General features: G+C 72.6%; 22 protein-coding genes and 4 pseudogenes. 9 read left to right on the top strand and 17 right to left on the bottom strand.

Features of this window, described 5'->3' with window-relative positions; genetic code table 11:
* Positions 1 to 737 (bottom strand): MCP four helix bundle domain-containing protein (locus tag ACRYR8_RS17010; protein WP_432485618.1); only part of this gene is annotated, 737 nt, incomplete at its 3' end.
* A 159-nt stretch (positions 738 to 896) separates the two neighbouring features.
* Here ACRYR8_RS17010 and ppk2 point away from each other — a divergent pair.
* A complete protein-coding gene (ppk2, locus tag ACRYR8_RS17005; RefSeq protein WP_432485619.1) occupies positions 897 to 1,763 on the top strand; it encodes a polyphosphate kinase 2 in 867 nt (288 codons plus the stop codon).
* A 39-nt stretch (positions 1,764 to 1,802) separates the two neighbouring features.
* On the opposite strand, the gene ACRYR8_RS17000 is transcribed toward ppk2, so the two are convergent.
* Both ACRYR8_RS17000 and pdxY read right to left on the bottom strand, forming a co-directional pair.
* Positions 1,803 to 2,267 carry a hypothetical protein gene (locus ACRYR8_RS17000; RefSeq protein WP_432485617.1) on the bottom strand — a complete coding sequence of 155 codons (465 nt, stop codon included), beginning with the start codon at positions 2,265 to 2,267 and terminating at the stop codon, positions 1,803 to 1,805.
* Between the two features lie 199 nt (positions 2,268 to 2,466).
* Positions 2,467 to 3,318 (bottom strand): pyridoxal kinase PdxY, encoded by an 852-nt coding sequence (pdxY, locus tag ACRYR8_RS16995; RefSeq protein ID WP_432485616.1) that lies wholly within the window; start codon positions 3,316 to 3,318, stop codon positions 2,467 to 2,469.
* 574 nt (positions 3,319 to 3,892) lie between these two features.
* Between pdxY and ACRYR8_RS16990 the strand changes: the two genes are divergently transcribed.
* From ACRYR8_RS16990 to ACRYR8_RS16980, 3 genes are all read left to right on the top strand, one after another.
* Positions 3,893 to 4,459, top strand: a complete 567-nt coding sequence (locus ACRYR8_RS16990; RefSeq protein ID WP_432485615.1) for a dihydrofolate reductase family protein — start codon at positions 3,893 to 3,895, stop codon at positions 4,457 to 4,459.
* A 164-nt stretch (positions 4,460 to 4,623) separates the two neighbouring features.
* Positions 4,624 to 5,673 (top strand): hypothetical protein, encoded by a 1,050-nt coding sequence (locus ACRYR8_RS16985; protein WP_432485614.1) that lies wholly within the window; start codon positions 4,624 to 4,626, stop codon positions 5,671 to 5,673.
* A gap of 148 nt (positions 5,674 to 5,821) precedes the next feature.
* Positions 5,822 to 6,466, top strand: a complete 645-nt coding sequence (locus tag ACRYR8_RS16980) for a dihydrofolate reductase family protein (RefSeq protein WP_432485613.1) — start codon at positions 5,822 to 5,824, stop codon at positions 6,464 to 6,466.
* 32 nt (positions 6,467 to 6,498) lie between these two features.
* Here ACRYR8_RS16980 and ACRYR8_RS16975 read toward each other — a convergent pair whose 3' ends face one another.
* The 7 genes and pseudogenes from ACRYR8_RS16975 to ACRYR8_RS16945 form a co-directional block, all read right to left on the bottom strand.
* Positions 6,499 to 7,497 (bottom strand): SDR family oxidoreductase, encoded by a 999-nt coding sequence (locus tag ACRYR8_RS16975; protein WP_432485612.1) that lies wholly within the window; start codon positions 7,495 to 7,497, stop codon positions 6,499 to 6,501.
* A gap of 463 nt (positions 7,498 to 7,960) precedes the next feature.
* Entirely contained in the window at positions 7,961 to 8,254 is a 294-nt protein-coding gene (locus ACRYR8_RS16970; protein ID WP_432485611.1) for a nitroreductase family deazaflavin-dependent oxidoreductase, read from the bottom strand.
* A 380-nt stretch (positions 8,255 to 8,634) separates the two neighbouring features.
* A complete protein-coding gene (locus tag ACRYR8_RS16965) occupies positions 8,635 to 8,778 on the bottom strand; it encodes a hypothetical protein (RefSeq protein ID WP_432485610.1) in 144 nt (47 codons plus the stop codon).
* A 339-nt stretch (positions 8,779 to 9,117) separates the two neighbouring features.
* Positions 9,118 to 9,862, bottom strand: a pseudogene (locus ACRYR8_RS16960) (NADP-dependent oxidoreductase).
* Positions 9,863 to 10,031: 169 nt separating this feature from the next.
* Positions 10,032 to 10,821, bottom strand: a pseudogene (locus tag ACRYR8_RS16955) (NADP-dependent oxidoreductase); the annotation flags it as partial.
* Positions 10,822 to 10,914: 93 nt separating this feature from the next.
* A pseudogene (locus ACRYR8_RS16950) lies at positions 10,915 to 11,768 on the bottom strand (MmyB family transcriptional regulator).
* Between the two features lie 43 nt (positions 11,769 to 11,811).
* The gene (locus ACRYR8_RS16945; protein ID WP_432485609.1) at positions 11,812 to 12,348 is read right to left on the bottom strand and encodes a TetR/AcrR family transcriptional regulator; all 537 of its coding nucleotides are present in this window, start codon (positions 12,346 to 12,348) and stop codon (positions 11,812 to 11,814) included.
* Positions 12,349 to 12,648: 300 nt separating this feature from the next.
* Here ACRYR8_RS16945 and ACRYR8_RS16940 point away from each other — a divergent pair, with 300 nt between their 5' ends.
* Complete coding sequence (locus ACRYR8_RS16940) at positions 12,649 to 13,143, top strand: GrpB family protein (protein WP_432485608.1); 495 nt, start codon at positions 12,649 to 12,651, stop codon at positions 13,141 to 13,143.
* A gap of 95 nt (positions 13,144 to 13,238) precedes the next feature.
* Here ACRYR8_RS16940 and ACRYR8_RS16935 read toward each other — a convergent pair whose 3' ends face one another.
* Positions 13,239 to 14,105, bottom strand: coding sequence for an aminoglycoside phosphotransferase/kinase family protein (locus tag ACRYR8_RS16935; protein ID WP_432485607.1), 867 nt, complete (start codon positions 14,103 to 14,105; stop codon positions 13,239 to 13,241).
* An 11-nt stretch (positions 14,106 to 14,116) separates the two neighbouring features.
* Positions 14,117 to 14,605 carry a VOC family protein gene (locus ACRYR8_RS16930; protein ID WP_432485606.1) on the bottom strand — a complete coding sequence of 163 codons (489 nt, stop codon included), beginning with the start codon at positions 14,603 to 14,605 and terminating at the stop codon, positions 14,117 to 14,119.
* A gap of 87 nt (positions 14,606 to 14,692) precedes the next feature.
* Here ACRYR8_RS16930 and ACRYR8_RS16925 point away from each other — a divergent pair, with 87 nt between their 5' ends.
* From ACRYR8_RS16925 to ACRYR8_RS16915, 3 genes are all read left to right on the top strand, one after another.
* The gene (locus ACRYR8_RS16925; RefSeq protein WP_432485605.1) at positions 14,693 to 15,037 is read left to right on the top strand and encodes a MerR family transcriptional regulator; all 345 of its coding nucleotides are present in this window, start codon (positions 14,693 to 14,695) and stop codon (positions 15,035 to 15,037) included.
* 549 nt (positions 15,038 to 15,586) lie between these two features.
* Positions 15,587 to 16,201, top strand: a complete 615-nt coding sequence (locus tag ACRYR8_RS16920; RefSeq protein WP_432485604.1) for a hypothetical protein — start codon at positions 15,587 to 15,589, stop codon at positions 16,199 to 16,201.
* Positions 16,202 to 16,301: 100 nt separating this feature from the next.
* Complete coding sequence (locus ACRYR8_RS16915; protein ID WP_432485603.1) at positions 16,302 to 17,357, top strand: alpha/beta fold hydrolase; 1,056 nt, start codon at positions 16,302 to 16,304, stop codon at positions 17,355 to 17,357.
* Between the two features lie 60 nt (positions 17,358 to 17,417).
* Here ACRYR8_RS16915 and ACRYR8_RS16910 read toward each other — a convergent pair whose 3' ends face one another.
* The 4 genes from ACRYR8_RS16910 to ACRYR8_RS16895 all read right to left on the bottom strand — a co-directional run bounded on the left by ACRYR8_RS16910 (position 17,418) and on the right by ACRYR8_RS16895 (position 21,236).
* A complete protein-coding gene (locus tag ACRYR8_RS16910; RefSeq protein ID WP_432485602.1) occupies positions 17,418 to 18,044 on the bottom strand; it encodes a hypothetical protein in 627 nt (208 codons plus the stop codon).
* A 146-nt stretch (positions 18,045 to 18,190) separates the two neighbouring features.
* Complete coding sequence (locus ACRYR8_RS16905; protein ID WP_432485601.1) at positions 18,191 to 19,813, bottom strand: hypothetical protein; 1,623 nt, start codon at positions 19,811 to 19,813, stop codon at positions 18,191 to 18,193.
* Positions 19,814 to 19,888: 75 nt separating this feature from the next.
* Entirely contained in the window at positions 19,889 to 20,455 is a 567-nt protein-coding gene (locus ACRYR8_RS16900; protein WP_432485600.1) for a hypothetical protein, read from the bottom strand.
* A gap of 160 nt (positions 20,456 to 20,615) precedes the next feature.
* Entirely contained in the window at positions 20,616 to 21,236 is a 621-nt protein-coding gene (locus ACRYR8_RS16895; protein ID WP_432485599.1) for a hypothetical protein, read from the bottom strand.
* Positions 21,237 to 21,947: 711 nt separating this feature from the next.
* On the opposite strand from ACRYR8_RS16895, the gene ACRYR8_RS16890 reads away from it, so the two are divergent.
* Positions 21,948 to 22,667, top strand: a complete 720-nt coding sequence (locus tag ACRYR8_RS16890; protein WP_432485598.1) for a YdcF family protein — start codon at positions 21,948 to 21,950, stop codon at positions 22,665 to 22,667.
* 7 nt (positions 22,668 to 22,674) lie between these two features.
* Here ACRYR8_RS16890 and ACRYR8_RS16885 read toward each other — a convergent pair.
* Positions 22,675 to 23,443: pseudogene (locus ACRYR8_RS16885) on the bottom strand (transposase family protein).
* Between the last annotated feature and the right edge of the window lie 150 nt (positions 23,444 to 23,593).

Below are 23,593 nucleotides of genomic sequence, written 5' to 3'. Positions count from 1 at the left end.
ACCTCGTCGGTGCCGCTGCAGCCGACGCGGGCGTCCAGGCGCCCGTCGGCCAGGCCCTGCACCACCGACAACGTGCGCGCCAGCGGGCCGGCGATGGAACGGGCCACCACCACGGCCACCGCGACGGAGACCACGAGCGCCAGCGCCCCCAGCGTCAGCAGCACGATCACCGCCTGACGCACGTCGGACGAGCTGGCGGTGGCGGTCGCCTTCGCCGATGCGCTCTCGGCCTGCACGAGCTCCTCGAGCTGGCCCAGGTACTCGCGGGTGATGGGCAGGGTCGTGGCGGTGCGGTAGGCGATGAAACCGGCGGTGTCCTTGGCGCGGGCCCGCGCGACGAGCTCCTCACGGGCGGCGCGGTACTCGGCCATCGTGTCCTCGACGGCGTCGCGCTGGGCCCGCGGGGCTGCGGGCGAGGAGTCCAGGTAGGCCTGCCACGCCTCGTCGTAGAGGACGTCGTCCTCGGCCATGGTCGCCAGCGCCGCCTCGGTGCCGGCGGAGTCCGTGGTCAGGGCGGCGTTGGCGATGTCCTGGCGCAGGTTGAGGTAGGAGGCCCGGACGACGCCGATGGTCTGCACCGAGCGCAGCGCCTGGGTCGAGATGCGGTCCAGGTCGGCCTGCGAGCTCTGCAAGCGGGTGATGCCCACCCCGACCACCACGGCCAGCAGGAGGCACACGACGCCGAAACCGGCGAACAGCTTGGGAGCCACGTTGAGCCCGCGCAGGCGAGAGGTCATGGGTGCCCATCGACAGGCGGCTGAGAGGGCTTGACCCCTCGGGCGGCTCCCGGTGCACGCGTGGTGGCGCCGCGGCGGCTGCCGTAGCGTCGGCGCGTCCGTGGTCGTGGTGTCGAGGAGGGGATCGGGGTCGTGGTGGATCTGCTCGCAGCAGCGGGGATGCACGTGCTGGACGACGAGGACGAGCCGCTGCTGGTGCGGGCTGACGGGCGGCCGGTGGAGACGTGGCGGGAGGACTACCCGTACGCGCAGCGGCTGTCGCGGGCGGAGTACGACCCGCTGAAGCGTTCCCTGCAGATCGAGCTGCTGAAGCTGCAGAAGTGGGTGAAGAGCTCCGGCGAGCGGCTGGTCGTGCTGTGCGAGGGGCGGGACGCGGCGGGCAAGGGCGGCACGATCAAGCGGTTCACCGAGCACCTGAACCCGCGGGGCGCGCGTGTGGTGGCGCTGGAGAAGCCCTCGGAGCGCGAGGCGTCGCAGTGGTACTTCCAGCGGTACGTGTCGCACCTGCCGGCGGCGGGGGAGATCGTGCTGTTCGACCGGTCCTGGTACACGCGGGCGGGGGTGGAGCGGGTGATGGGTTTCGCCACGGACGAGGAGTACGAGCGGTTCATGCACCAGGTGCCGCTGTTCGAGCGGATGCTGGTGGACGACGGGATCCACCTGGTGAAGTTCTGGTTCTCGGTGACGCGCGCGGAGCAGCGCACGCGGTTCGCCATCCGGCAGATCGACCCCGTGCGGCAGTGGAAGCTGAGCCCGATGGACCTGGCGAGCCTGGGTCGGTGGGACGACTACACGGCCGCGAAGGAGGCGATGTTCGAGCGCACGGACACGGACTTCGCGCCGTGGACGGTGGTGAAGACGAACGACAAGAAGCGGGCGCGCCTGGAGGCGATGCGGGTGGTGCTGAGCCGGTTCGACTACGACGGCAAGGACGAGTCGGTCGTGGGGCGCCCTGACCCCGCGCTGGTGGTGGGGGCGCGCTCGATCCTGGAACCCGACCGCCGGCCGGCGCCGCCGCAGGATTGACCGGGCCTGCGCGGGGCGCGGTCGGGGCGGGCCCGGACGTCAGCCGGCCGTGACGGGCACCATCGCCGAGCGGGTCTTGTCCCAGATGCGGGGGTGTCGTGCGGCGTGCTCGGCGGCGAGCGCCGCGCGGACCTGCTCGAACGTGAGGCCGGGTGCCGCCAGACGGTGCTCGCCGAGCTCCTCGAAGCGGTCGCCGTCGAGGCAGTAGGCGACCTGGTCGAGGGCGTTCATCTGGCGGATGGTGATGAGCTCGTCGACCAGGACGTCCTCGGGGTGCGGCTGGTCGGGGTGCAGGTCGCGGGCGGCGGTGAGGAACTCCTCGCCGCGGGCGGTGTCGGTGAAGCTGTAGGCGTCGGGCGTGCCGCGGCCGGTGCTGGTGACCAGGCCGATGCTCTGCCCGTGGCGCAGCAGGTCGCAGGACCAGGAGGTGCCGTCGGGGGTGGGGTGTTCCTGGTAGCCGCTGATGCTGTAGCGCTGGTGGGGGTGGCTGGTCGGCAGGGCCACGGGGTGGGCTCCTCGGGGGCGGGGTGGGGGGCCATCGTGGGCCACCGGCGTGCGTTCGGCCAGCGGAGGTGTGCCGCGCGCACGGGAACGCGTCAACGCCGTCCTCGCCCCCTCGTGGCTCCGGGCCACCTGGACGCCCGGGGCGTGTTCGCGCGAGGATCCTCCGGCGCCGCCGGCACCTGCTGGTGGCCGTGGTGGCTCAGCGGACGCGCTCGGCGGTGAACTGCATGCGCGGGTCGGCGAAGGTGTCCTGCGCTTCGACGATCCGCAGTTCCCGCTCGCCTGAGCGGTGGGTCGCCTCGATGAGGTCGTAGATGCTGGATGCGGTGCGTTCGAGGGAGACGGCGGCGTCGCCCGTGTCGCGGTAGTGCGCGGTGAAGAGCGCCGTGGTGACGTCGCCGGAGCCGTTGGCCTTGAACGGCAGCAGGGGAGTGCGCACGATCCACGCGCCGGCGTCGTCGACGACGAGCATCTCGATCGTGCCCTCTTCGCGGTCGGGTCGTTCGACGCTGGTGACGAGCACCGTCGCCGGGCCCATCGCGCGGGCGAGGTCGGCGGAGGCGAGGGTGGATTCGAGGGTCGAGGGCTCGGTGCTGGTGAGGTACCCGAGCTCGAACTGGTTGGGGGTGATGATGTCGGCTGCGGGAACGACCCGGTCGCGCAGCAGTTCAGGGATCTCAGGGGCGACGAAGCAGCCGGACCTGGCGTTGCCCATCACGGGGTCGCACGCGTAGACGGCCGAGGGGTTGGCGGCCTTGACCCGGCGAACGGCGTCGACGATCACGTCGGCGATGCCGGCGCCGCCCTGGTAGCCGGAGAGGACGACGTCGATCTGCGGGAAGACCCCGCGCTCCTCGACGCCGGTGATGACGTCGCGGACGTCGGCTGCGGACATGACGGGTCCCCGCCACGCGCCGTACCCGGTGTGGTTGGAGAAGTTGACCGTGTGGACGGGGATGACCTCCACGCCGATCCGCTGCAGGGGGAACACGGCCGCCGAGTTCCCGACGTGACCGTGGGCCACCGCTGACTGGATGGAGAGGATCTTCACGTGCTCTGCCCTTCAACGGCGTGGAGGTGTCCGACGGGTGGTGCGGCGCGGGACCGGTGCTGCGCTGCCCGGGGGGACAGGCGCGGTGCCGGGTCCCAGCCCGAGACGCTCGCACTCTGGGGCGCCCGGGCTGCTCGGCCGGGGCGTACGCAGACCGCTGCGCCCGTGCGGGCATCCTACTCACCGCTTCACCGCGCGTTCCCCGAGCGGGCGCGCGTCATCGCTCTGGAGAGCACCGGCTCCACCCCGCTGCGCCGGTCGAGCCCCGGGTGCTGTCCCGACTCGTCCCGCGGACGGTGGCGGTCACCGCGGCGGGGGGACGGGCCGCACGGCACGTCGCCTGTCGCGCCCTTGAGCGTCGACGAGCAAGGAGATCGCGGTGGGCGGCCAGACCGCGGGGTCGAGAACGCTCACACCGAGGAGTCGGCCGGCGTGGCCGGGGCCGGCCGTCCGCGATCGGTCCCCACCCGGCTCCTACCTCGGGGCGGCGGGTTCGCTGATCCGACCATCGGCGCTGGTTGCCGGTGGCGCCGTTGCGGTGGAGGCTGTGCTCCCCGTCCGGCCGGAGGCATCCGTGGGCAAGCTGATCTACGCAGCCAACACCTCGCTCGACGGCTACCTCGAGGACGAGGACGGCTCCTTCGACTGGTCCGTGCCTGACGAGGAGGTGCACGCGTTCTGGAACGAGCACGAGCGGGGCATCGGCACGTCGCTCTACGGCCGACGCATGTACGAGACCATGCGCGTCTGGGAGAGCGACGACTGGTTGACGACTGGACCGGCCGTCGTCCGCGAGTACGCGGAGATCTGGCGCGACGCCGACAAGGTCGTCTACTCCTCGACGCTGCGAGAGGTGCCGACGGCGCGCACGAGGATCGAGCGGCGCTTCGACCCCGAGGTGGTGCGGCAGCTCAAGGAGACGTCCGGCCCGGACCTGAGCATCGGTGGTGCGACCCTCGGGGCGGAGGCGTTCCGGCACGGACTGGTCGACGAGTGCGTGCTGCTCCTGCACCCCGTGCTCGTCGGCGGCGGCAAGCCGGCGCTTCCCGGGGGTGTACGACTCGACCTCGAACTGCTGGACCACCGACGGTTCGGCAACGGCGTGGTGCACGTTCGCCACGCCGTGCGCAACGGGACCTGACACCCGTCGCCGGCTGCCGCGCCGGCCGGGGAGCGCTGCGACCGCCTCGTGGCGGCGCCGGTGCCGGTTCGGTGCCTCGCGGCTCGATCGATCCCCGCGCCGCCGGGTCGACCGGTGGTAGCGAGCGGGCGGGTGTCGTGCCCCCGGTGGTGCACCGTGTCCGGGTGACGGAACGCCGGCAGTTGCACCGGCAGGCGCGCTCTCCGGTGTGGACCGTCGACCTCGTGATGCCGGGGGAACGGGTCGTGGACCGGCTGCGTCGAAGCGTCATGACCTCGCGCCTCGTCGTCCGGGCCGGGCTGCTGGCCGTCCTGCTCGTGACCGCGTGCGGGCAGCAGGCCGCGGCGCCCGGCGGTCCACCCTCCAGCGGTTCGCCCGCTCCGGAGCCGCCCGACGTCGCGGGAGCCGATCTCGTCCCCGACGAGCACCCGGGGCCCTTCGAGGCCACCGGGTTCGTCCTGCAGGACGCCAGCCACGGCCCGCAGCTGTGCGCGGGTGCGGTGGCGGAGTCGTTGCCCCCGCAGTGCGCGGGACCGGACCTGATCGGCTTCGACTTCTCGTCCCTGCCGGCCGGCTCCTACGAGTCGGTGTCCGGCAGCCGCTACGGGACCTTCGTCATCACGGGGAGACCGCAGGGCGAGGCGATCCAGCTCACCGCGCCCGCCCGCCCCGCCGGCCCGGACGAGCGACCGCGCGCACCGGAGCCGTCCTTCGCCAGCCCCTGCCCGGAACCGGCGGGCGGGTGGCGGGCGGTGGACCCGGCGCGGGCCACCGAGGGGGCGCTGCAGGCCGCGTCGGTGCGCGCCCAGGCCGTCGAGGGGTACGGCCTGCTGTGGATCGACCAGTCCTTGGTGACCCCGGAGGAGATCGCGGCAGGAGCGGTCAACGACCCGTTGCGCTACGTCCTCAACGTCTCGACCACCGGGGACCTCGCCGAGATGCAGGCCGCGGTGCGCGCGGTGTGGGGTGGTGCGTTGTGCGTCAGCGTCGCCGCGCGCTCCCACGCGGAGCTGATCTCCGTGCGAGACGCGCTCAGCGAGTCCGACCAGTCCGGTGCGGGTTCGTCGCTGCTCGACCTGCAGGTGGACTCGATGCTCGGGCAGGTCACCGCCACGGCCCTGCTGGCCCGTGAAGCCGATCAGCGCCGCCTCGACGAGCGGTTCGGGGCCGGTGTCGTGCGCCTGAGCAGCGTCCTGCGCCCAGCTGCACGTTGAGGTGCGGGCACCTGGGGGGTGACGCCTTGCCGGACGGTGGCCTCAGCCGTCGTCTTCGCCGGCCGGTCCCCGGCGCTGCAGCGATGAGCCCGCCCGTGCCCGCGGGTCCAACGTTCGAGCGACACGACCGATCCACGAGGAGCACAGCATGGGCCTGATCCACATCGAGCTGTTCGCGACCCTCGACCTCGTCGGGCAGGCGCCCGGCGGCCCCGACGAGGACCCGGTGGGGTTCGGCTTCGGCGGCTGGCAGGCGCCCCTGCTGGACGACGTCGCAGGGGCTCAGGTCGCTGCCGCGTACGAGGGCACCGATGCCCTCCTGCTGGGCCGACGCACCTACGAGATCTTCGCCGCCCACTGGCCGCACCAGGAGAGCGGTCAGGACAGCGAGATCGCCACACTCTTCAACAGCGTCCCGAAGTACGTGGCCTCCCGCGGCCGGCCCGACCTGTCGTGGGCCCACTCCACGCAGCTGGGCCCGGACCTGGCCGGCGCGGCGCGGCAGATCCGTGAGCGGCACGAGCACGTGAAGGTCGTCGGAAGCCTGAACCTCGTGCAGACCCTGCTGCGCGAGAAGCTCTTCGACCGCCTCGACCTGTGGGTGCACCCGGTCGTGCTCGGTGTCGGGAAGAGGGTGTTCGACGGTGGTGCCGTGCCCGCGAACGTCACGCTCCTCCAGCCACCGGTGGCCAGTCCGAGGGGCACCGTGTACCTGCGCTACGGGCTCGCCGACGGCACGCCCGCGACGGGGGAGGTGGCCGCGCGCGGTCGCGGTGCCGGAGGCCACGACTGACGCGGTCCGGTGCCGGGTGGCACGTGCCGTGCTCACGGAGCGCCGGGTGCACGCGCGTCCTGGTGAACGGCGGGCTGAACCGTCCCGCGGGTGCAGCACAGCTGACACCGTGGGCCGGTGAGCACCTCGTCCCGCCGTACGTCGTCGCGCCGCGACCTCCTCCTGCTGGCCTTGGTGGCGTTGCCCGCGCTGAGTGCGGTGAAGTCGTCGGCGTCGGTGCTCAGGGCGATCTCGCGCTGGGCGTCCATGTCGGCCAGCCGCTGCTGGAGCGTGGCGCGGATCATGGCGTCGGCGTCCGAACCCAGCGCCTGTCGCCGGGGCGGATCGGGCAGCTCCGCGACGCGGATCATCGCTGCCGCCACCTTGCGGGGATCGCCGGGCACGGCCGCCAGGGGGATGCCCTCCCCGCGCACGAACTGCGCGGCGGGTGTGCCCTCGTAGGCGGCCAGTGCCGGGGCGACCTCGGCGGAGGGGCCGGCGAAGCCGGTGCGGGACATGCCGGGCTCGATCAGCGTGTTGGTGATCCCGAAGGGGGCGACCTCCGCGGCCAGGGCCTCGAAGAAGCCCTCGACGGCCCACTTGCTGGCGTGGTACAGCGACATGCCCGGGAAGGCCAGCTGGCCGCCCATGCTGGACACCTGCAGGATCCGCCCGCCGCCCTGGGCGCGCAGGTGCGGCAGGGCGGCGCGGACCAGGGCGATGGCGCCGGTGACGTTGGTGGCCAGCTGCCGCTCGACCTGGGCGTCGCTGAGCTCCTCGGCGGCGCCGAAGAGGCCGTAGCCGGCGTTGGGGACCACCACGTCGATGCGGCCCAGAGCGGTGAAGGCCTCGCCGGTGCCAGCGCGGACGGTGGCGCTGTCGGTGACGTCCAGCGCCTGGCGCCGCAGTCGCGAGCCGTGTTGTTCGGCGAGGTCGTCCAGGCGGGTGAGGGTGCGCAAGGTGGCGGCGACGGTGTCGCCGCGCTGCAGCAGCAGTTCGGTCAGGTGGCGGCCGAAGCCGCTCGAGGTGCCGGTGATGAGCCAGGTGGTCATGAGGACCGCCCCTTTCAGCAACTGATCGGTGAGGACGGAGGAAGGTGGTGGCTGAGTTCCCGACTGGTCGGACGAGATGGGGAGGAGTTCGCTGTGACCTTCGTGGCGCCCCTTCCCGAGCCCGCCGCGGACCCGCAGCGACGGACGGGCGAGCAGCGGCAGGCTCAGGCCGCACGAGCCCGCCTGCTCGAAGCCGCCACCGGTAAGTTCCAGCGTCACGGGCTGACCGGTACCCGGGTGGACCGCATCGCCGAGCGGGCGGTGTCGGACGAGCGGCTGATCCTGGTCTGCTCCGGTGACGAGGACCAGCTGCTCGACACCGTGCTGGCACGTCACCGGGGGGAGATGATCGACGCGGTGGCGTGGGGGCCCAGCTGGGCAACCCGCTTCTGTTGCAGCACGGCCGAAGGCGCCCTCGCGGTCGGCGCGTGGGCCCATCACGCCGAGGCCGGCGGGCGGCAGCTCACGGCGTCGTCGTGCGCGTCAGTTCCAGCACGGGGATGGTGCGGACACCTCGCGTCTGCTCCACGTACCCCGCGAAGCCGGGGAAGCGGCGGACCTGCTCCGCGTACACCGCATCACGTTCACTGCCGGACAGCTCACGCACGCGAACCGGGAAGCTCTGCTCACCCCGCTCGATGCGGGCGCTACCTGCGGCCGTCGGGTCGTGGAACCAGTTCGGGTTCGCCGGTGCGCCGCCGTTGGAGGCGAAGACGTAGACGGTGCCTCTTCCGCCCTCCGCGGTGCCCCCGTCCACGTTCCCTCCGGTGCCGCCCCCCCAGGCCGTCCGCGGGCAGGCACATCACGGGGGTCACGAACTCCTCGCCGCTCTTGCGGACGAAGTGGGGCACCGGGACCATCGGTGCCCCGGCGAAGGGCCCAACCACTCGGCCGCCGTTCGCACGGAACTCATCGGTGGTCCGCTGGTTGATGTCGCCCAGATCAGTCACGGTCGTCTCCTCGCTCGTCGCTGCCACTGACGTCCTCCGCTCCGCGGAGGACGTCGGCCCGGTGCTGGTGTCTTCTCGGGGTGGTGTGAGCAGATCCGCGGTCGGCGGTCCCCGTGGGTCCTCGCCGGTGCGATCAAGGGTCGTCGAGGTCAGGTGCGGGGGTGATCACGGTGCCCCCGCGCGGTACTCAGTCGCGGATGGCGGCGAAGTCTGCGGCGAACACTCCGCCGGGGTCCACCCGTGCTCGCACCCGCTCCACGCGGGCGCGGCTCGCCTCGTCGTCGCTGCGCTGCGGCTGCTGGGAGGAGTTCACGAAGTTCGGCGACGTCAACCCGGTCAGGTGGGGCAGCAGGGCCGAGCTGGCCCCTCGGCCCGGCCGACTCGGAGGGGCTGCTGACTCAGCTCGGACCACTGGGGGTCAGCCGTCTGTGCGGCGGCGAAGAGGGCGTAGGCGACGCCGCCCTCGACGTCGACGTGCGACACCCGGTGTTCCCGGAACGGGGTGACCAGGAACGCGCCGTGCCCCGGCGACCGCTCCGCCCTGGGTTCCGGTGGCACCGTTGACGGTGATGAGTCGTCGTTCGGACACGGGTGCTCTCCTGTCGGTGTGCTTCCGTCGGTGTGCTGGAACTGCACGTAGCTGTGGAACTGCGCGGGGCCCGTGCGGGTCTCACTCGGGCAGGACGACCACCTTGCCCGGGATGCGGCCGGCGGCGGCCTCCGCGTGCGGAGCGGGCAGCTTGGCCAGCCGGATGCGGCGGGTGACTTCCGCCTGCAGGCTCCCGCTGTCCACCAGGGACAACAGTTCGCTGAGGCGCTCGTGGTTCGGGCGGACGAAGACGGTCGCCGCGCGAACACCGCGGGCCTCGTCGCCGGGGGTGGGCATGAACGCGGTGGTGCTGACGACCGCACCGCCGTCGCGGACGGCGTCGATGCTGCGCGGGCTGGCGGTGGCCACGACGTGCACGCCGGCTCGCTCGGCCAGGCGATGGCGTACTTGCCCACGACGCCGCCGGCTCCGACGATCAGCACGCGCTGGCCAGCCTGCAGGGCGCCGTCGTCGGGCAGGGGGATGCTCGTGGGTGCCGCGACCAGCGCGTCCGCCGGTGCGATCACGTACTGCGCCGCCCCGCCGTCGCGTTCCATCGGCAGGAAGGCGATCACCGCGTCCCCGACCTGCAGGCTGTCGACGCCCCCCCGAGCGCGTCGACGGTGCCGGAGACGTCGTAGCCGGGCACGCGCGGCAGCACGGTCAGGATCGGCAGGAACCCGGCGCGCATGCCGTTGTCGGCGGCGTTGAAGGCGGAGGCCTCGACCCGCACCCGCACCTGCCCGGCGGCCGGGGTGGGCTGCTCGACGTCCTCGTACTGCAGGACCTCGGGTCCGCCGGTCTCGTGGAAACGCACAGCCTTCATGGTCTTCGTCCTTCCGGTGTTCTCTCGGGTCATCAGTGGTGAGGGGTTCTGGAGTCGTGACTGCGGCGCCCGCGGAGCCGGGCGCTGCAACGACTGCCTGGGGTGCAGGTGCGGGAGGAGCGGGAGGGCCACGCCTTCCGTGATCTCGGGATCGAGGACGAGGGCGTGGCTGCTCCTCGTCGGAGGGAGCGGGCATCCAGACGGTGGCGTTGACGAGCCTGCCGCCGTCACGGATCAGCGTGAGCAGCGCGGTCAGCTGCTCCGGGGCGATCGGGGCGATCGGGGCGATCGGGGCGATCGGGGCGATCGGGGCGAGGTTGAGGATGAGGTCGACGGGCTCGGTCACCCGCGTCGTCACGCCGGTGGTGGTGTGGTCGATCACCTCGTCGGCCCCCGCGGCCTCGACCCGCACGGCGCTGCGGGGGCTGGCCGTGGCGATCACCTGAGCACCGGCCTCCTTGGCCAGCTGCACGGCGCAGCCGACGACCGCTCCGCCGGCGCCGTTGATCAGGACCTGCTGCCCGCCGCTCAGGTCGCCGTGGTCGAACAGCGCCTGCCACGCGGTCAGCCCGACGAGCGGCAGGGCCGCCGAGTCGGCCAGCGGGATGTTCCTCGGTGCCCCCGTCAAGACCTCCGCCGGGGCGATGACGTACTCCGTTGCCGCCCCGGTCGCGACCATCGGCAGGAAGCCAGCCGACGACCTGGTCGCCGAGCGCGACGGCGTCCACGTCCGCACCCAGCGCGTCGACCGTGCCGGCGACGTCGATGCCGGGGGTGTGCGGGAGCTGGACCGCGACCGGACCCCGCATGGGGCCCGCGCGGATGGTGGCGTCGACGCCGTTGAACGACGTGGCGCCGACCCGGATCGGGACATGACCCGCGCCGGGGGCGGGCTGTTCGACGTCCTCGTGGCGCAGGACCTCGGGACCACCGAACTCGTGGAAACGCACTGCCTTCATCGCTGGACCTGCTTCCGCGGGTGCCGTCGACGTGCTTCGCGGATCGGGTCCGCGGTCTCGGTGACGCACTCAACGTCGCAGGTCCCGGCGCGGTCAGCCTGGGCCGGATCGGCCCACCTTGATGACCGCCTGCCCGTCGGCCGCGCCGACCACCTCCGCCAGCCGGGCCGCGTCGCCCGAGCCCGGCGCCGCGGTCAGCATGACGGCCGCCAGGTCGTCACCGGGGATGGCGATGAGGTTCCCGACGAGCGTGACGGAGTCACCGTCCGAACGGGTGAACGTCGCGCTGCCCTCGTAGGCCTCCACCGGCCGTGGTGCGCGCCACAGGGTGTCGAACCGGCGACTGCGGGTCCGCACGTCGTCCACCAGGGCGGCGAGCGACGCATCGGCGGGGTAGCGCAGCAGCGAACTCCGCAGGAGGGCCACGAGGACCGCCTCGTGGTCGTCCGCGTCGGTCGCGGACTGCTTGAACGCCTCGAACGGATCGCAGAACGTGCGCCAGGCGACGTTCCACTCCCGGCGGTCCCCGGTGAGGTTCCAGAGCTCCAGCGCCACGAACGCGCTGTTGACCGCGACGACGTTCATCGCCGCGTCGGAGACGACCATCGGGGTGTCCGAGAACCGCTCCAGCAGTCGCGTCGCGCCCGGGCCGAGGTCGGCCGGCACCTGCCCCTCGACGGCGGCGTAGCCGGCCAGCGCGCAGAGCCGCTCGTAGTCCGCCCGCCCGATCCGCAACGCCCGGGCGATGGCGTTCACCACACCGGCCGACGGGTGGCTGCGGCCCTGTTCCAGCCGGCGGACGTAGTCCGCCGACATCCCCGCGAGCTCACCGAGTTCCTCGCGCCGCAGCCCGCGCACCCGCCGGCCACCTGCCGGCGCCCGACGCTCTCAGGAGCCGTGCCTTCCCGCAGCTGGCGCACGGCCGCGCCGAACTCTTGACGCTCCACGGGCGCAGTGTGCACGAACGCCCCTCTGCCCGGAAGCCCCGGATCACTCCCGGTGCGGGAGGTGAGCGCACCGCGTGCGGCACCCGGTGAGCAGGCGGGCGACCATCTGCCGGGCCTCGTCCTTGCCGTGGCCCGGCCCCGGGACGGACGGGCTCCCCACCGCCCGCAGCAGCGGGAACGCCCCCACCTGCGGGTCGACCTCGCCGGCGTCCTGGCTGGCCACGAGCAGGGACGAGCAGGTCGGCACGAGCTCGTCGAGGCCCAGCGCGTGCAGGTTCGCCGGGCTCGGGTCCTGCGAGAGCAGGGCTTCGCTGAGGCCGTGCTTGGTCACCAGGAAGTCCACGTAGGCGGCCATCCACCGCTCCAGCGCCTCGAGAGCAGGGATCGGCTGCTCGCGCAGCGCCGCCGCGAGGGCCGTGCACTCCTGGACCTGGTGGAGGTGGACGGCGCCCACCAGGTCCGCGCGGGTGGGGAAGCGGCGGTAGACGGTGCCCACCCCCACCCCGGCCCGCTCGGCGGTGGTGCGCACCGGTGCCTGCACGCCGAGGTCGACGAACGCCGCCTCGGCCGCGGTCAGCACCGCCTCGCGGCTGTGTTGCGCGAAGGCCTGCCGTCGACGTCATCGCTTGTCATCGCTGGCCATTGACCGCGCACCAGAGCTTTCAGGCGACGCGCGGATCGCGCCATGACCGCGATGCGTCACTGCAGGCGATCAAGCCCATCGTGAACGACACGCTGGCGGGCCCCGGGAGGCGCACGCAGGTGTCGGTAGCCTCCCGTCCGTGCCTGGACCTGCGGTGCTGCAGCCCTACGATCCCGCCTGGCCTGAACGAGCAGCTGGGCTGCTCGCCGCGGTGGAACAGGCGCTGGAGCCGCTGGGGTGGCGGAGTCCTTCGACCACATCGGCTCCACCTCGGTGCCCGGCCTGAAGGCCAAGCCCTTCATCGACCTGCAGGTCCGCGTCAGCGAACTGCCGCAGTCCGGGCTGCTCGACGAAGCGCTGGCCCCGGTCGGCTTCGTGCCGACGACGGGCTCACGCCCGGACTCGCCCGGGGTCTACCGCGACATCCCGCGCGGCTCGGAAGTGGTCCCCGACGAGGTGTGGCGCAAGCGGTTGTTCGTGCACGACGTCGACGGTCCCGACGGCGCGATCTTGCACGTCCGGTTGGCCTCCCCACCGTGGGGGAGGTACACCGTGTGGTTCCGCGACTGGCTGCGAGCTCGTCCCGAGGCGCGTGATCGCTACGCCGGCTTCAAGACCGCCACTGCCGCCGAGCACGCCGGTGATGCCGACTACGACGACTACACCCTGGCCAAGACCGCGTTCTTCAACCAGGCGCAGGCCGAGTTCGAGGTGTGGGGCCGTCGACGGTGAGGGCGTTGTGTGAGGCCGTCGCAACGTCCAGCCGTGGACGCCCCGCCCGGCTAGCGCCGTGACCGTGCGTATCGCACTGGCACGCCCGCTCTCAGTCAGGAGCTGGCACGCAGGAGGTGTGGGGTGTCGGTCGCGAGCTGCCGGGCGGCGCGCTCGAAGTCGTCGGCCACGCCTTCGGCGAGCAGGGCGATCGCGGGTGCGTAGCCGCTGGCCGCTGCTGCGCGCAGCCCCTCGGCGTGCTCCAGGGCACGTTCACGCACTGCGTCGAGCACCGCCGGGACGCCACCGTCCCAGCGGTAGGCGTCCAGCAGCAGGTGCAGCCGGCGGCCGCGGTGCTCGACGGTGTCGTGCTCGGAGGTGAAGCCGTCGGCGGCGGCGACGTCGTGCGCGGTCAGCGGCACCCACGTCAACGCGGTAAAGGCCAGGTCTCGCAGCGGGGTGCCTGGTGCGGCCAGGTCGAAGTCGATGAAGCCGACCAGCTGCCCCGTCGGCTGCTCAGCGTGCGCCTGGCCCGCGGTGTCCTCGCTGGCCGCGGTGTCCTTCCCCGCAGGTGCCGCTCGCCACACCGCGTTGTACGGGGCGGCGTCGTGGTGACCGATCAGCTCTCCGGGGCGAACCTCGTCGTGCTCGCCGTTCCAGTGCGCACCTGCCGGTGGGGTGAAGGAGCGCGAGGCGGTGTGGAAGTCGCGCAGCCACGCACCGGCGGCGATCAGGGCGGTGTCGCTGCGTGCCCACGCCGGCCAGGGCCGGGCTCCGCCGATGGTCTCGCCGTCCAGGTGGGTGAGGGCCTCGCGGCCGTGCTCGTCGGTGCCGAGGACCTGCGGGGCGCCGTGGAAGCCGACGGTGTGCAGGTGGCGCAGCAGCGCGTGCACGGCCGGGGTGTGTGCTCCGGTGCGCCGGCGCACGGTGTCGCCGATGCGCACGGCGCCGTCGTTGCGTCCGCCGGGCAGTTGTTCCTCCACGAGCGACGAACCTAGGCGCGTGAGGGATCGCGCCGCTCATCGCGCCGTGTGCGGGTGTGTCGACTGAGCTCTTGGAAGAGAGTGATCTGCAGTCCGGTCGGGGCGTGCAGTCGGGCGTTGAGTGAGTTCCACGGGGTGCGCACCGGGGCGGCGATGACCTCGGCCCCTGCCTGTTGCAGGGGGCTGGTGCGTGCGGTGGTGTCGTCGACCTCGAAGGCCACTCGCAGGTGCGGGGCGACCTGCCGGCCCACCTCGACCTCATCGACCATGCGCTTCTGCGCTGGGTCGGCGATCTCCAAGGTGGCGCGGCCGGCGTCGAGGGTGGCGACTCGCGCAGTTTCAGCGCCTTGGAAGGCTGCTCGTTCGGGCAGGCCGAGGACGTCGCGGTAGAAGGTGACGGCCTGTTCGTAGTCGTCGGCTTCGACGACCAGGCGCAGCTGGCGCACGGGTGCGCCGGTGTTCTGATCGGGGACCTGCTGGTTGCTCTGGTCTGCGCTCATGTCGGCACGGTGGGACTTCACACTGGTGTCAAGGTCAGGGGCGGGTGCCGCGCGAGCGGTTCCTCGCGGATCGAGGAGCGTGCGTTCGTGCGGATCGGGCAGCTGGCGGAGCGCACCGGCGTCGCGGCCCGTTCGCTGCGCTACTACGAGCAGCAGGGGTTGCTGGCCAGCACCCGCACGCCTGGGGGCCAGCGTCGCTACGAGCAGTGGTGCATCGAGAGGGTCGTGTTGATCCAGCAGCTCTTCGCCGCCGGGCTGTACAGCTCGAAGGTGGCTGAACTGCTGCCGTGCCTGAGCGCTCCGCCGACCGCGCGCACCGGCGAGCTGCTGCAGGCGCTGCTGGTCGAACTCCTCCGGCTGGACGCGGTGGTGCGCGATGCGGTGCGCGCACGCGAGGTGCTCGACGGTGTGATCGCCGCTTGGGACCGCTGAGCAGGCGGCGCCTGACTGGAAGCTGCCTCCAGCAGCTCTCATCCCGTTTGGTCACCGTGAAGCGTCCTCGATCGTCACGGCGACCCGGTCATCGACGTAGTCGTGAAGTCGGCCGACCATGCTCACGCGCGGAGGGCGCCATGTCCGTGAGATCATCGGCATCGTCGACGCTGGAGCTCGTGACATCGAGCAACCCCGTCGATCCTGACCGCTCGCACGCCCGTCCGTCGGTGCCGGCACAGCAGTAGCCACTGCTGGACACCCACCGCCGTCGGAGCTCACGGGTGCGGAGGTGGGCCATGACCGTGCTGACCGGGCACGTGGCTCAGGACCGCCCGCCGTCCCCCTGGCGAGGGTCTGAGCACCACGAACAGCACCGCTGGCAGCTGGACCACGCACCCGACCTGCCCTCGGTCGCTGCCGCAGTGCGCGTCGTGGTGGACGAGCTCAGCGCCGCGCACGCCGCCGGGTGGTGGCTGAGCGAGCCGATGCGCAGCGGGCACCTGCACGCCGCCCGCCCCTTCCGCCGCCGACGGGCCCGGCCCACTGGTGACGCGCCCCCGACTCCTCGCCGGCACCGCCCGCGCTGGATCAGCAGCGCGCGGCCGGCTCCTGGCGGCTTCGGCTCGTCGACGAAGCAGGCGTGGATGGAAAAGAGTCTTCGACCCGGCCGCCGCGCCGAAGGCTCCGCTGCTCGCCGTCACCGGTGACCTCGCCCACGACTCCGGTGCCGACGGGCGCCCCGGCCTGGTCCAGGTGGCCGGCCCGGCCTTGGAGGCCGGTGTGCTCGAGGGGATGACCCGGCAGGTGAGCCTCGCCGGGCAGGTCGCCCGGGTACGGCGGTGGGGTGTGGCGCCGGCCCGGATCGGGCCCGGGTTCGACCTGATCGCCGAGGGCAGTGCGTTGCGGGCACACGCCGTGCACGCCGGGGTGCTGTCGCGGATCCAGGATGCGGTGTCGTTCCAGCACGCCACCGACCTGGCTCGAGCCGCGGCCGCCTACCGGCGGCTGGCGGTGGAGGTCGAAGCGGTGATCGCAGCTGGTGGCCGGTTGCTGAGCGCGGACGACGGCCTGGTCCTGGCCGACTACCCCCGCCCGTCCCCCCACCCGTCCCTGGACCCGGACCCGCAGTTGCCTCCGCGGCCGACAGGGCGGGCGCGGTGAGATCCGACCAGCCGGGTCAGCAATCGCGGTACGGGTTCTTCTGCGCCGGTGACGGCACGCGACTGGCCTACCGCCTCCTGGGTGAGGGCCCGGTGCTGGTGTGCCTGCCCGGGGGGCGGTGCAGGACGGTGCCTACCCGGGCGATCTGGGGGGCCTGGACGCCCACCACCAGCTGATCGTGCTCGACCTGCCCGGCAGCTGCCGCTCATCGGCACTTGCAGACCCGGGCGGCTACCGCTGCGACCGGCTGGTGGATGTCGTCGAGTACCTGCGTCAGCACCTGGGCCTGCAGCGCATCGACGTGCTGGCCCACTCGGCGGGGACGAACCTGGCGCTCCTGCACGCCGAGCCGCATCCCGACCGGGTTCGTCGCCTGGTCCTGGTCGGCCCCGGTGGAGCCGCGGTGGGCGTGCGCGCCACCGGCGAGCAGCGGCGAGCGGTGGCTGACCTGCGAAGTTCCCAGCCGTGGTTCCTGCACGCGTCGAGGGTGTTGAACGCCCTCCTCGCGGCTGACGTGGGCGCGGGCGGTGCGGGTGAGCAGAGCGAGATCGAGCAGGCGCTGGCCCCGTTCTCCTACGGTCGGTGGGACCCGGTGGCTCAGGCTCACCACGCCGCGGGCAGGCACCAGCGCGCCGCAGCCGCCGCGACCGTCTACGCCGCGCCGGGGGGCCTTCGCCCCGCTGCGCACCCGCGCCGGGCTGGCCGCGGCGGACGCGTCGGTCCTGCTGGTGGCGGGAGAGTTCGATGTGGACAAGTCCCGTCGAGGTGGTTCGCCACGTCGCTGCTCTGTTGCCGCTCGCACGGGTCGTCGTGCAGGAGGGAGCGGGGCACTTGCCGTGGCTCGACGACGGCCCACGCTTCGTCCGGGCCGTCACCGACCTTCTCGCACCTTGACCCAGGTCCCAGGGTGGTGACGCCGTGCCACGACCGCGCGGCGGGCGGCAAGAGCAGACGTGCCGCAAGCCGTGGCCCCTACCGTGGTGGCGTGGAGCGACAGCGGTCTCGTGCGTGGCGGGTGGCTGAGCGGCTACGGCTCGTCGAGGAGCCTGGGCTCCGCCCGGTGGGCAGTCGAGCGTGGTGGCGCCGTTTGGCGTTGGCCCTCGGTGCGGGTCTGGGCGCCAACATCCTCCTCCGTGCCTTCGACCTCTTCGGCTGAGTTGATGCTGCACGCACCCCGCGCCGTGACCGCGAAGTGGTCGCTCGGTGCCCTTCGCGGTCACCGCTGGGTCGGGGCGCCGTCGTCAGGGGAGCGGGTGGCGACCTGGGTCAGCCAGGCGTCGGTGTCCGTGCACGCCCGTCGCGCCTGCTCGTTGCCGGCTTCCGGCTGCCCGGGCCCGTCGACGGCTGCGCTCCAGGCCCGCCCGTGCTGCAGCGCGGTGTAGCGGATGCCCAGCCAGAACCCCGGCTCCTGCACCTGCACGCCGTCCTCGTCCCTCTCGGCTTCGCGGGCGCGGTCGACGAGGACCTGGGTGACGTAGGCGCGCCCGTTGCCGTCGGTGCCCTCGAGCACCACGATGCGCGAGCCGGCCTGTGACGGGGTGGCCGGCAGTGCCACGGTGCACAGCTCTTTCGGCGCTCGATCGGGACCGGGGGCGTCCAGGGGCGTGAACTCGATGGCGCTGGACATGCCGGGGCAACCGTCGTTGTCGGCGCACAACCGCTGCATCGCCTCCTCAGTGCGCTGCGTGGCCAGGGCGACGACGTGGGCGACGGCGGTCCGGGCCTCGGCGTCGCTGACGGCGGCGACGGGCAGCTCTTCTTGTCCAGAGCATCCGCTGAGCACACCGGCCAAGATCAGCACGCACAGCGTGGTGGGCAGCAGCACGCGGCGCGATGTGGTCACGCTATCGACGGTACCCAGCAGGTGCCCCGCGTCGAGGGCGATGCGGGGCATCTGGACCCGGCGGGTTGCTGACACCAGCGCACGGTCGGACATCGACGAGACCGTGAAGTGTGCGCGCCGCCGTGATCCACGGGCCGTGATCGTGGTCAGGGCACGTCAGGGGAGTGAACCTGCAGGGCGGCCTCCACGCCGGCTGCCTCCGCCTTGCGGCGCAGGACGTTGCGCTCGGCTGCAGTGGCGGGCAGCTTCACCGCGGGCAGCCAGCCTTGTAGGCGCATCCGGCCGACGGCGCCGTCGTCGCCGCCGCCGTGGGTGGTGGGCAGCGACCACGTGGGCACGCTCGTGGTGTAGATGGCGTCGCCGTTGATCGCCAGCAACCCGGCCGGGTCGACCTGCAGTGCGCCGACCACCGGGCGCGGTGCGCCGGGGCGCTGGGGGAGCGCGGCGGGGCACTCCAGGACGCGGGCCCGGCCTCGTGCCCACACCTGCGCGGCCAGTTCCGGGCGGTACAGCGCCGCAGCCTGACCGGAGACCTTGCGGCTGGGGATGCGGTACACGAACGCCTCTCCGTGACGCACCACGCTGGCGGCGGCTTCGGCCGGGACCTCGCGGGCGGACCACGCCACCCGGGTCGTTTCACGCCCCCGGGAGGCGAACGCGCCGATGCCCTGGATGAGGATCGCGCGGATCGCCCCGACGGCGGCGGAACGCACCACCGGGTCCAGGTCGGTGTTGCCCGCCACCCGCTCGCGGGCGCGCTTGAGGCGGTCGGCCCAGGTGTCCAGCAACCGGCCCTTGGTGAAGCGCAGTCCTTCGAGGACCTCGATGTCCCAGCCGTTGTCGAAGGCGAGCTTGACCTCGACCCCGTCCGCCCACGTCTCGCCCGTGGCGCCGGGAACGTTGGGGTAGTGCCAGCCGGCGTGCACGTCCTCGTGCGCCACGGGCAGGACGCCGACGTGGTCCCACCAGTCCGGCACGGTGAAGCGCACCCGGTAGCGGGCGCGCGCGTACGGGTCGCTCTCCAGCAGTTCCTGACCCTGCGCGGCGGTGAGGCGGGTGACCGGGCCGGTGCCGAGCTCGCGGCACAGCGAGGCGTACATGAACCGGCCATCGACGTAGGCGAAGCCACCGCGCGGGCTCTCGGTCAGGTCGACCAGGGGGCGGCAGGCGCCGCAGCCGCAGGCGGCCGCTCCGGTGGTCAGGTGCTCGATGCGGTGCTGGCCGGAGGTGCGGTGCAGCAGCTCGGCGACGTCCTCGGGCAGCGGTTCGGGGTCGATGGTGCGCGGCAGCGAGCGCGCCCACAGTTGTGCGCCGGTGGCGGCGGGGGACTTCAGCAGTTCCATGTCCTCCACCCCCTTGACCGCCTCGGTGGTCAGCACCCACGCCTGGCGCGCGCGGTCGGGGTCCAGGCCCGCTACGGGGAACCACTCCGCGGCGGTGCGCACCTCCAGGTTGCGGCCGGTGACCTCGTGGGTGAAGCGGCCGGTGGGCGGGGTGGACAGCCAGTGCCCCGGCGAGGTCCACGACGGTGTCTCGGCGATGAGCCAGTGCGGTTGACCGGGCTCGGTGGTCGGCAGCTTGCCGGTGAGCATGATCCGTTCGGCGGAGAGGTTGTGGGCGGTGTCCAGCAGGTCCACCAGGGTGGGGCGCTTGCGTCGGCCGGTGAGCCTAGGGGTGACGCGGGCGCCGGAGTCGGTGACGCCGAGGCCGGTGGTGAAGTCCAGCCAGACAGTGGGAACGGGGCGGACCGTCCACGGGGTCGGACGCATCGTGGGGCCTCCTGGTGCGGCGCGAACGGCTGAAGAACGGGCGGGGGAGCGGGGGAGTGGCGGTGCAGGAGGGCGTCAGGAACGTGCGGGCCGCGGCCTGCGCAGGCGCTGCTTCTTGTCTCCGGGAGCGGCGTGGAAGCGGCGGCCGGCGTAACGCTGGGCCATCTGCGGGGTGGGGGCGTCGACTTCGAAGCGGACGTCGCCGCCGATCCGGCGCCAGCCGGTGATCTGCGCGACCTCGACGACGAAGCCGGCGACGTCGCCGACCAGCGCGGCCCCGATGTGGCGGTCGGGATCCTTCACCGGCCACACGCCCACCCAGGCGTCCTCGATCTGCCGCACGCTCAGGCCCGCGTCCGCGGCAGCCGCGCTCCAGCCGACGTGCGTGCGCTGGTGGACCTCGCCGTGCTCATCGATCTGCAGGGGCGCCAGGTGCACGGCCAGGTCCTCACCGGTGCCGGGCAGCTCGACCTGCGCGCGGGCGTGCAGCTGCCGGACGGCCTCGTGCGGGTAGCGCCACTGACCGCCAGGGGTGCGCAACGCCTCCAGCTCGGCGCGGGAGCCGAGCAGGCCGCACCCGCGCAGCTTGTGCAGCTGCTGAGGAGTGACCTCGAGGGCGGCGGTGGCTTGTGAAGCACCCATCGGTGGCAAAGCCGTTGCCGATCGGGGAGAGAAGGAGAGGAGGGGCATGCGGTGCTGCTCCCGTCGTCGGACACACTGGCTCTACCAATGTACTCGATCGAGCACATCGTCAATCCGCAGGTACCCCCACCGAGACCGAGAACAGCACTGACCGTGCACCTCAGTAGATCGTCACATCGACGCCGATGATGTCGCGGGCACTGGGGTAGAACTCCTCGTAGCGAGCCTGGATCTCGTTGTTCAACCACGCGAAGGGGTCCTGCCCCTCAGCACGCGAGCGTGACAAAGCAGCGGAGACGGCGTAGCCGCCCTTGTCACCGACGGAAACGACGCGTCCGTCCTTCAGGTGCACCGTGAACTTCACGTTCTTGCGCCCACCACGCTGCCCGCGGGCCGCGGAACGCAGCCAGGCGCTGAGCTGCTGCCGACCCACCTCCCGGTGCGGTCCACGCTGCGGAACACGCACCGAGTGCTGGCGCGCTCCCGCCGGCAGGTAGGTCGTGGACTCCGCTGGTTGCACGGTGCCGACGCCCTGCTCGCCGCGTCGCCGTCTCGGCGCCGCGCCGCCCGGCGGCGTCCGAGGTGCCGCAGAAGGAGTGGGCTCGTTCGGGCGGACGGTGGGAGTCGCCGATCCGCGGCGCGCTCGCACGGGCACGACCTGGCCGCTTCGGTCGCGACGCCGGGCCGGTCGGGTCCTGGCACGCCCGGTGTCGGCGAGCTCGGTCAAGGTGGTGCGGTAAGCCTCGCCGCTGGTCTCTCCCCGCACGATCTTGCGCACCATACGGGGCGAACGCTGCAGCTCGCGTGCGATCTCAGTGAGGGACATCCCGTAGGCGCGCAGGTCAGCGACCAGGTCCGCGGGACTGCGAGAGTCTCCTCCCGCCACGTCAGCCGACCTCGTCGTGCGTATCGGCGAGTCCACCGATGGTGCGGTTGCGGTGGTCGATGCTCGCGTGAGCCGGCAAGGGCGACGGGGGCGCCGTCCTGAGCGTGCGCAGGGGAGTCGGCGCTGTCGTCGGGGTGTACACCGCAGCCTCTTTCGTCCATAGCAACTACCTGGCACCTGCGTTCATCAGCAACGGCACTTTATGGGCATGCCCCGACCTCGGTCGACTGACACCCGACGAGTACGAGACACCTGTACAGGCCGCATGCGCGGCCCGATCGCACCTACCGATGTGAGTCGCTGAAGTCGGGGCAGACCCGTTCACACCACGCGCCTGCGCCGCTGGGACCAGGGGCACCAGACGCTCCGACCCCGCTCGACCACGTCCACCTCCTCGGACTCGACGTCTCCTGTGGATCCCGCGACTCGTCGATGCCCACCTCGCGGGCGTGCCTCACCTGGTCGATCCAGCAGGGGCCTGGGGTGAATCGCCGCGTGTGGCTTCCTCTGTGCCGCTGCACCAGTCGCGGTGGCCCCACGCGTGACCAGCGGTGTGATCGCGCGTGTCGGGTCGCCCTCCGCCGGTTCCCGACCGATGATCGCCAGGTGCCTGCCTCGATGTACCCGTCGCCGCCGGCCGCTGTGGTGACCGCTGTGGCGGCGGCCGCCGCACTGCCCGCGGTCGCCGTCCTGGTCGCCGAGCTGGTGCAGTGGCGCGCCTCGAGCCAGGGGTGGGACCAGCGATCGCACCGGGATCAGCGTCGGGACCGCAGCCGGCGCCGGGGCCGGCGCACCGATGAGCCGGTGCCGGGCCCGCAGGTGGTCCTGGTGCTCGGCTGCCCCTCGCGCCCGGGCGGGCGGGTGCACCCGGTGCAGCGCTGGCGCACCGAGATCGCGGTGCGTTCGCTGCACCCGCAGCACGGACGGCTGCTGTTCAGCGGCGGGCGCACCGGCGCCCCCGACGATCCCAGCGAGGCGTGCGTGATGGCTGCCTACGCCCGCGACGTCCTGGGTGTGCCCGAGCAGCGCATCGCGCTGGAGGTGGAGGCGCGCAGCACCTGGCAGAACGTGGCGCACTGCCTGGACCAGTTGGAGGCGGCCGCCAGCATCACCATCGCCTCCGCACCCACGCACGCCGCCCGCGCCCGGCGCTACCTGGCGACGCAGCGCCCGGACCTGGCGCGGCGGCTGACGCCGGCCGAGGACTACCGCGTCGGGGAGCGCTGCGGGTGGAAGGTGGCCACCGTGGCGTACGCGCTGGCGCGCACGATCGGGCGAGCCCTGCCGCTGGTGCCTGCTGCACCGGGACAGCGGCATAGTGACTGAGCCTCTGTCAGTAGCGATTCTCCCAGTTGCTGAGCACCAGGGCGGTGGCGACGATCGCTGAGATGCGCCAGGGGCAGAGGGTGACGCGGGCCAGGGCTCGCCAGCGAACCTTCAGGTAGGCGATGCCGTGCTCGACAAAGGCGCGGTCGGCGTTGACGTAGGGATTCCACCCTCGAGTGATTCGATCGAGAACCCGCCCTCCGCGAGGTCGCCTAACGGGTACCCGGATACCAGCACCAGCACCGATGTAGCCCTTGTCGGCCAGCACCGGCAGGTCCCGCGCCGCGGGCGGGTAGAGCACCGGTAGGACGTGGCGGCGCGCTGCGGTGAGGTCGTGGATGGCGCCGGGTTCCACCGGTGAGACCCGCAAGGGTCGCCCGTCGGGATCGCAGACAATTTGGACGTTGCCGCCGTGCCGATTGTACTTGCCGGAGTACCAGCGATCGGATCCGGGCCCGCTGTCGTGGACGCGATCGGTGGGGATCAGGGTGCCGTCGAGCAGGAGATGCTCGTAGCCAGTCTCAAGGGCGTGCTCGACCACGTCAGTCAGTTCGGGGTGCCTGGTCGGCGATTACGTCGAAGGCCTCGTGCAGGCAGCGGTATGCGGTGGACAAGCTGACACAGTTGTCGACGGCCAGGTCGGCAACTGGGGCGCGATGGCGCATGAAGCGCAGTAGCAGTACCGCTTGGGCGAAGCAGCCCATGGCCCGCCGGCCGCGGCGGGCGCCGATCGCGGCGCGGTGGATCAAGAGCAAGCCGGCGGTGCGCTGGGCCAGGGCGCGAGGGACGTCGAGGGTGACACGATAGACATCCCATGCGCATTCGGTGTCAAGCGGCTGTGCCGATCAGGTGGCTCCAGGCAGTGGTTTCGCTGTAGAGGGTCCGTGACTTCAAGCAACCGTGCAGGATCCCCACCAAACGGTTCG

This window comes from Kineococcus esterisolvens (assembly GCF_050871405.1).
Lineage (GTDB): Bacteria > Actinomycetota > Actinomycetes > Actinomycetales > Kineococcaceae > Kineococcus.
Note: the sequence above shows the minus strand (reverse complement) of the source record. Positions and strands in the feature narration are given on the sequence as shown.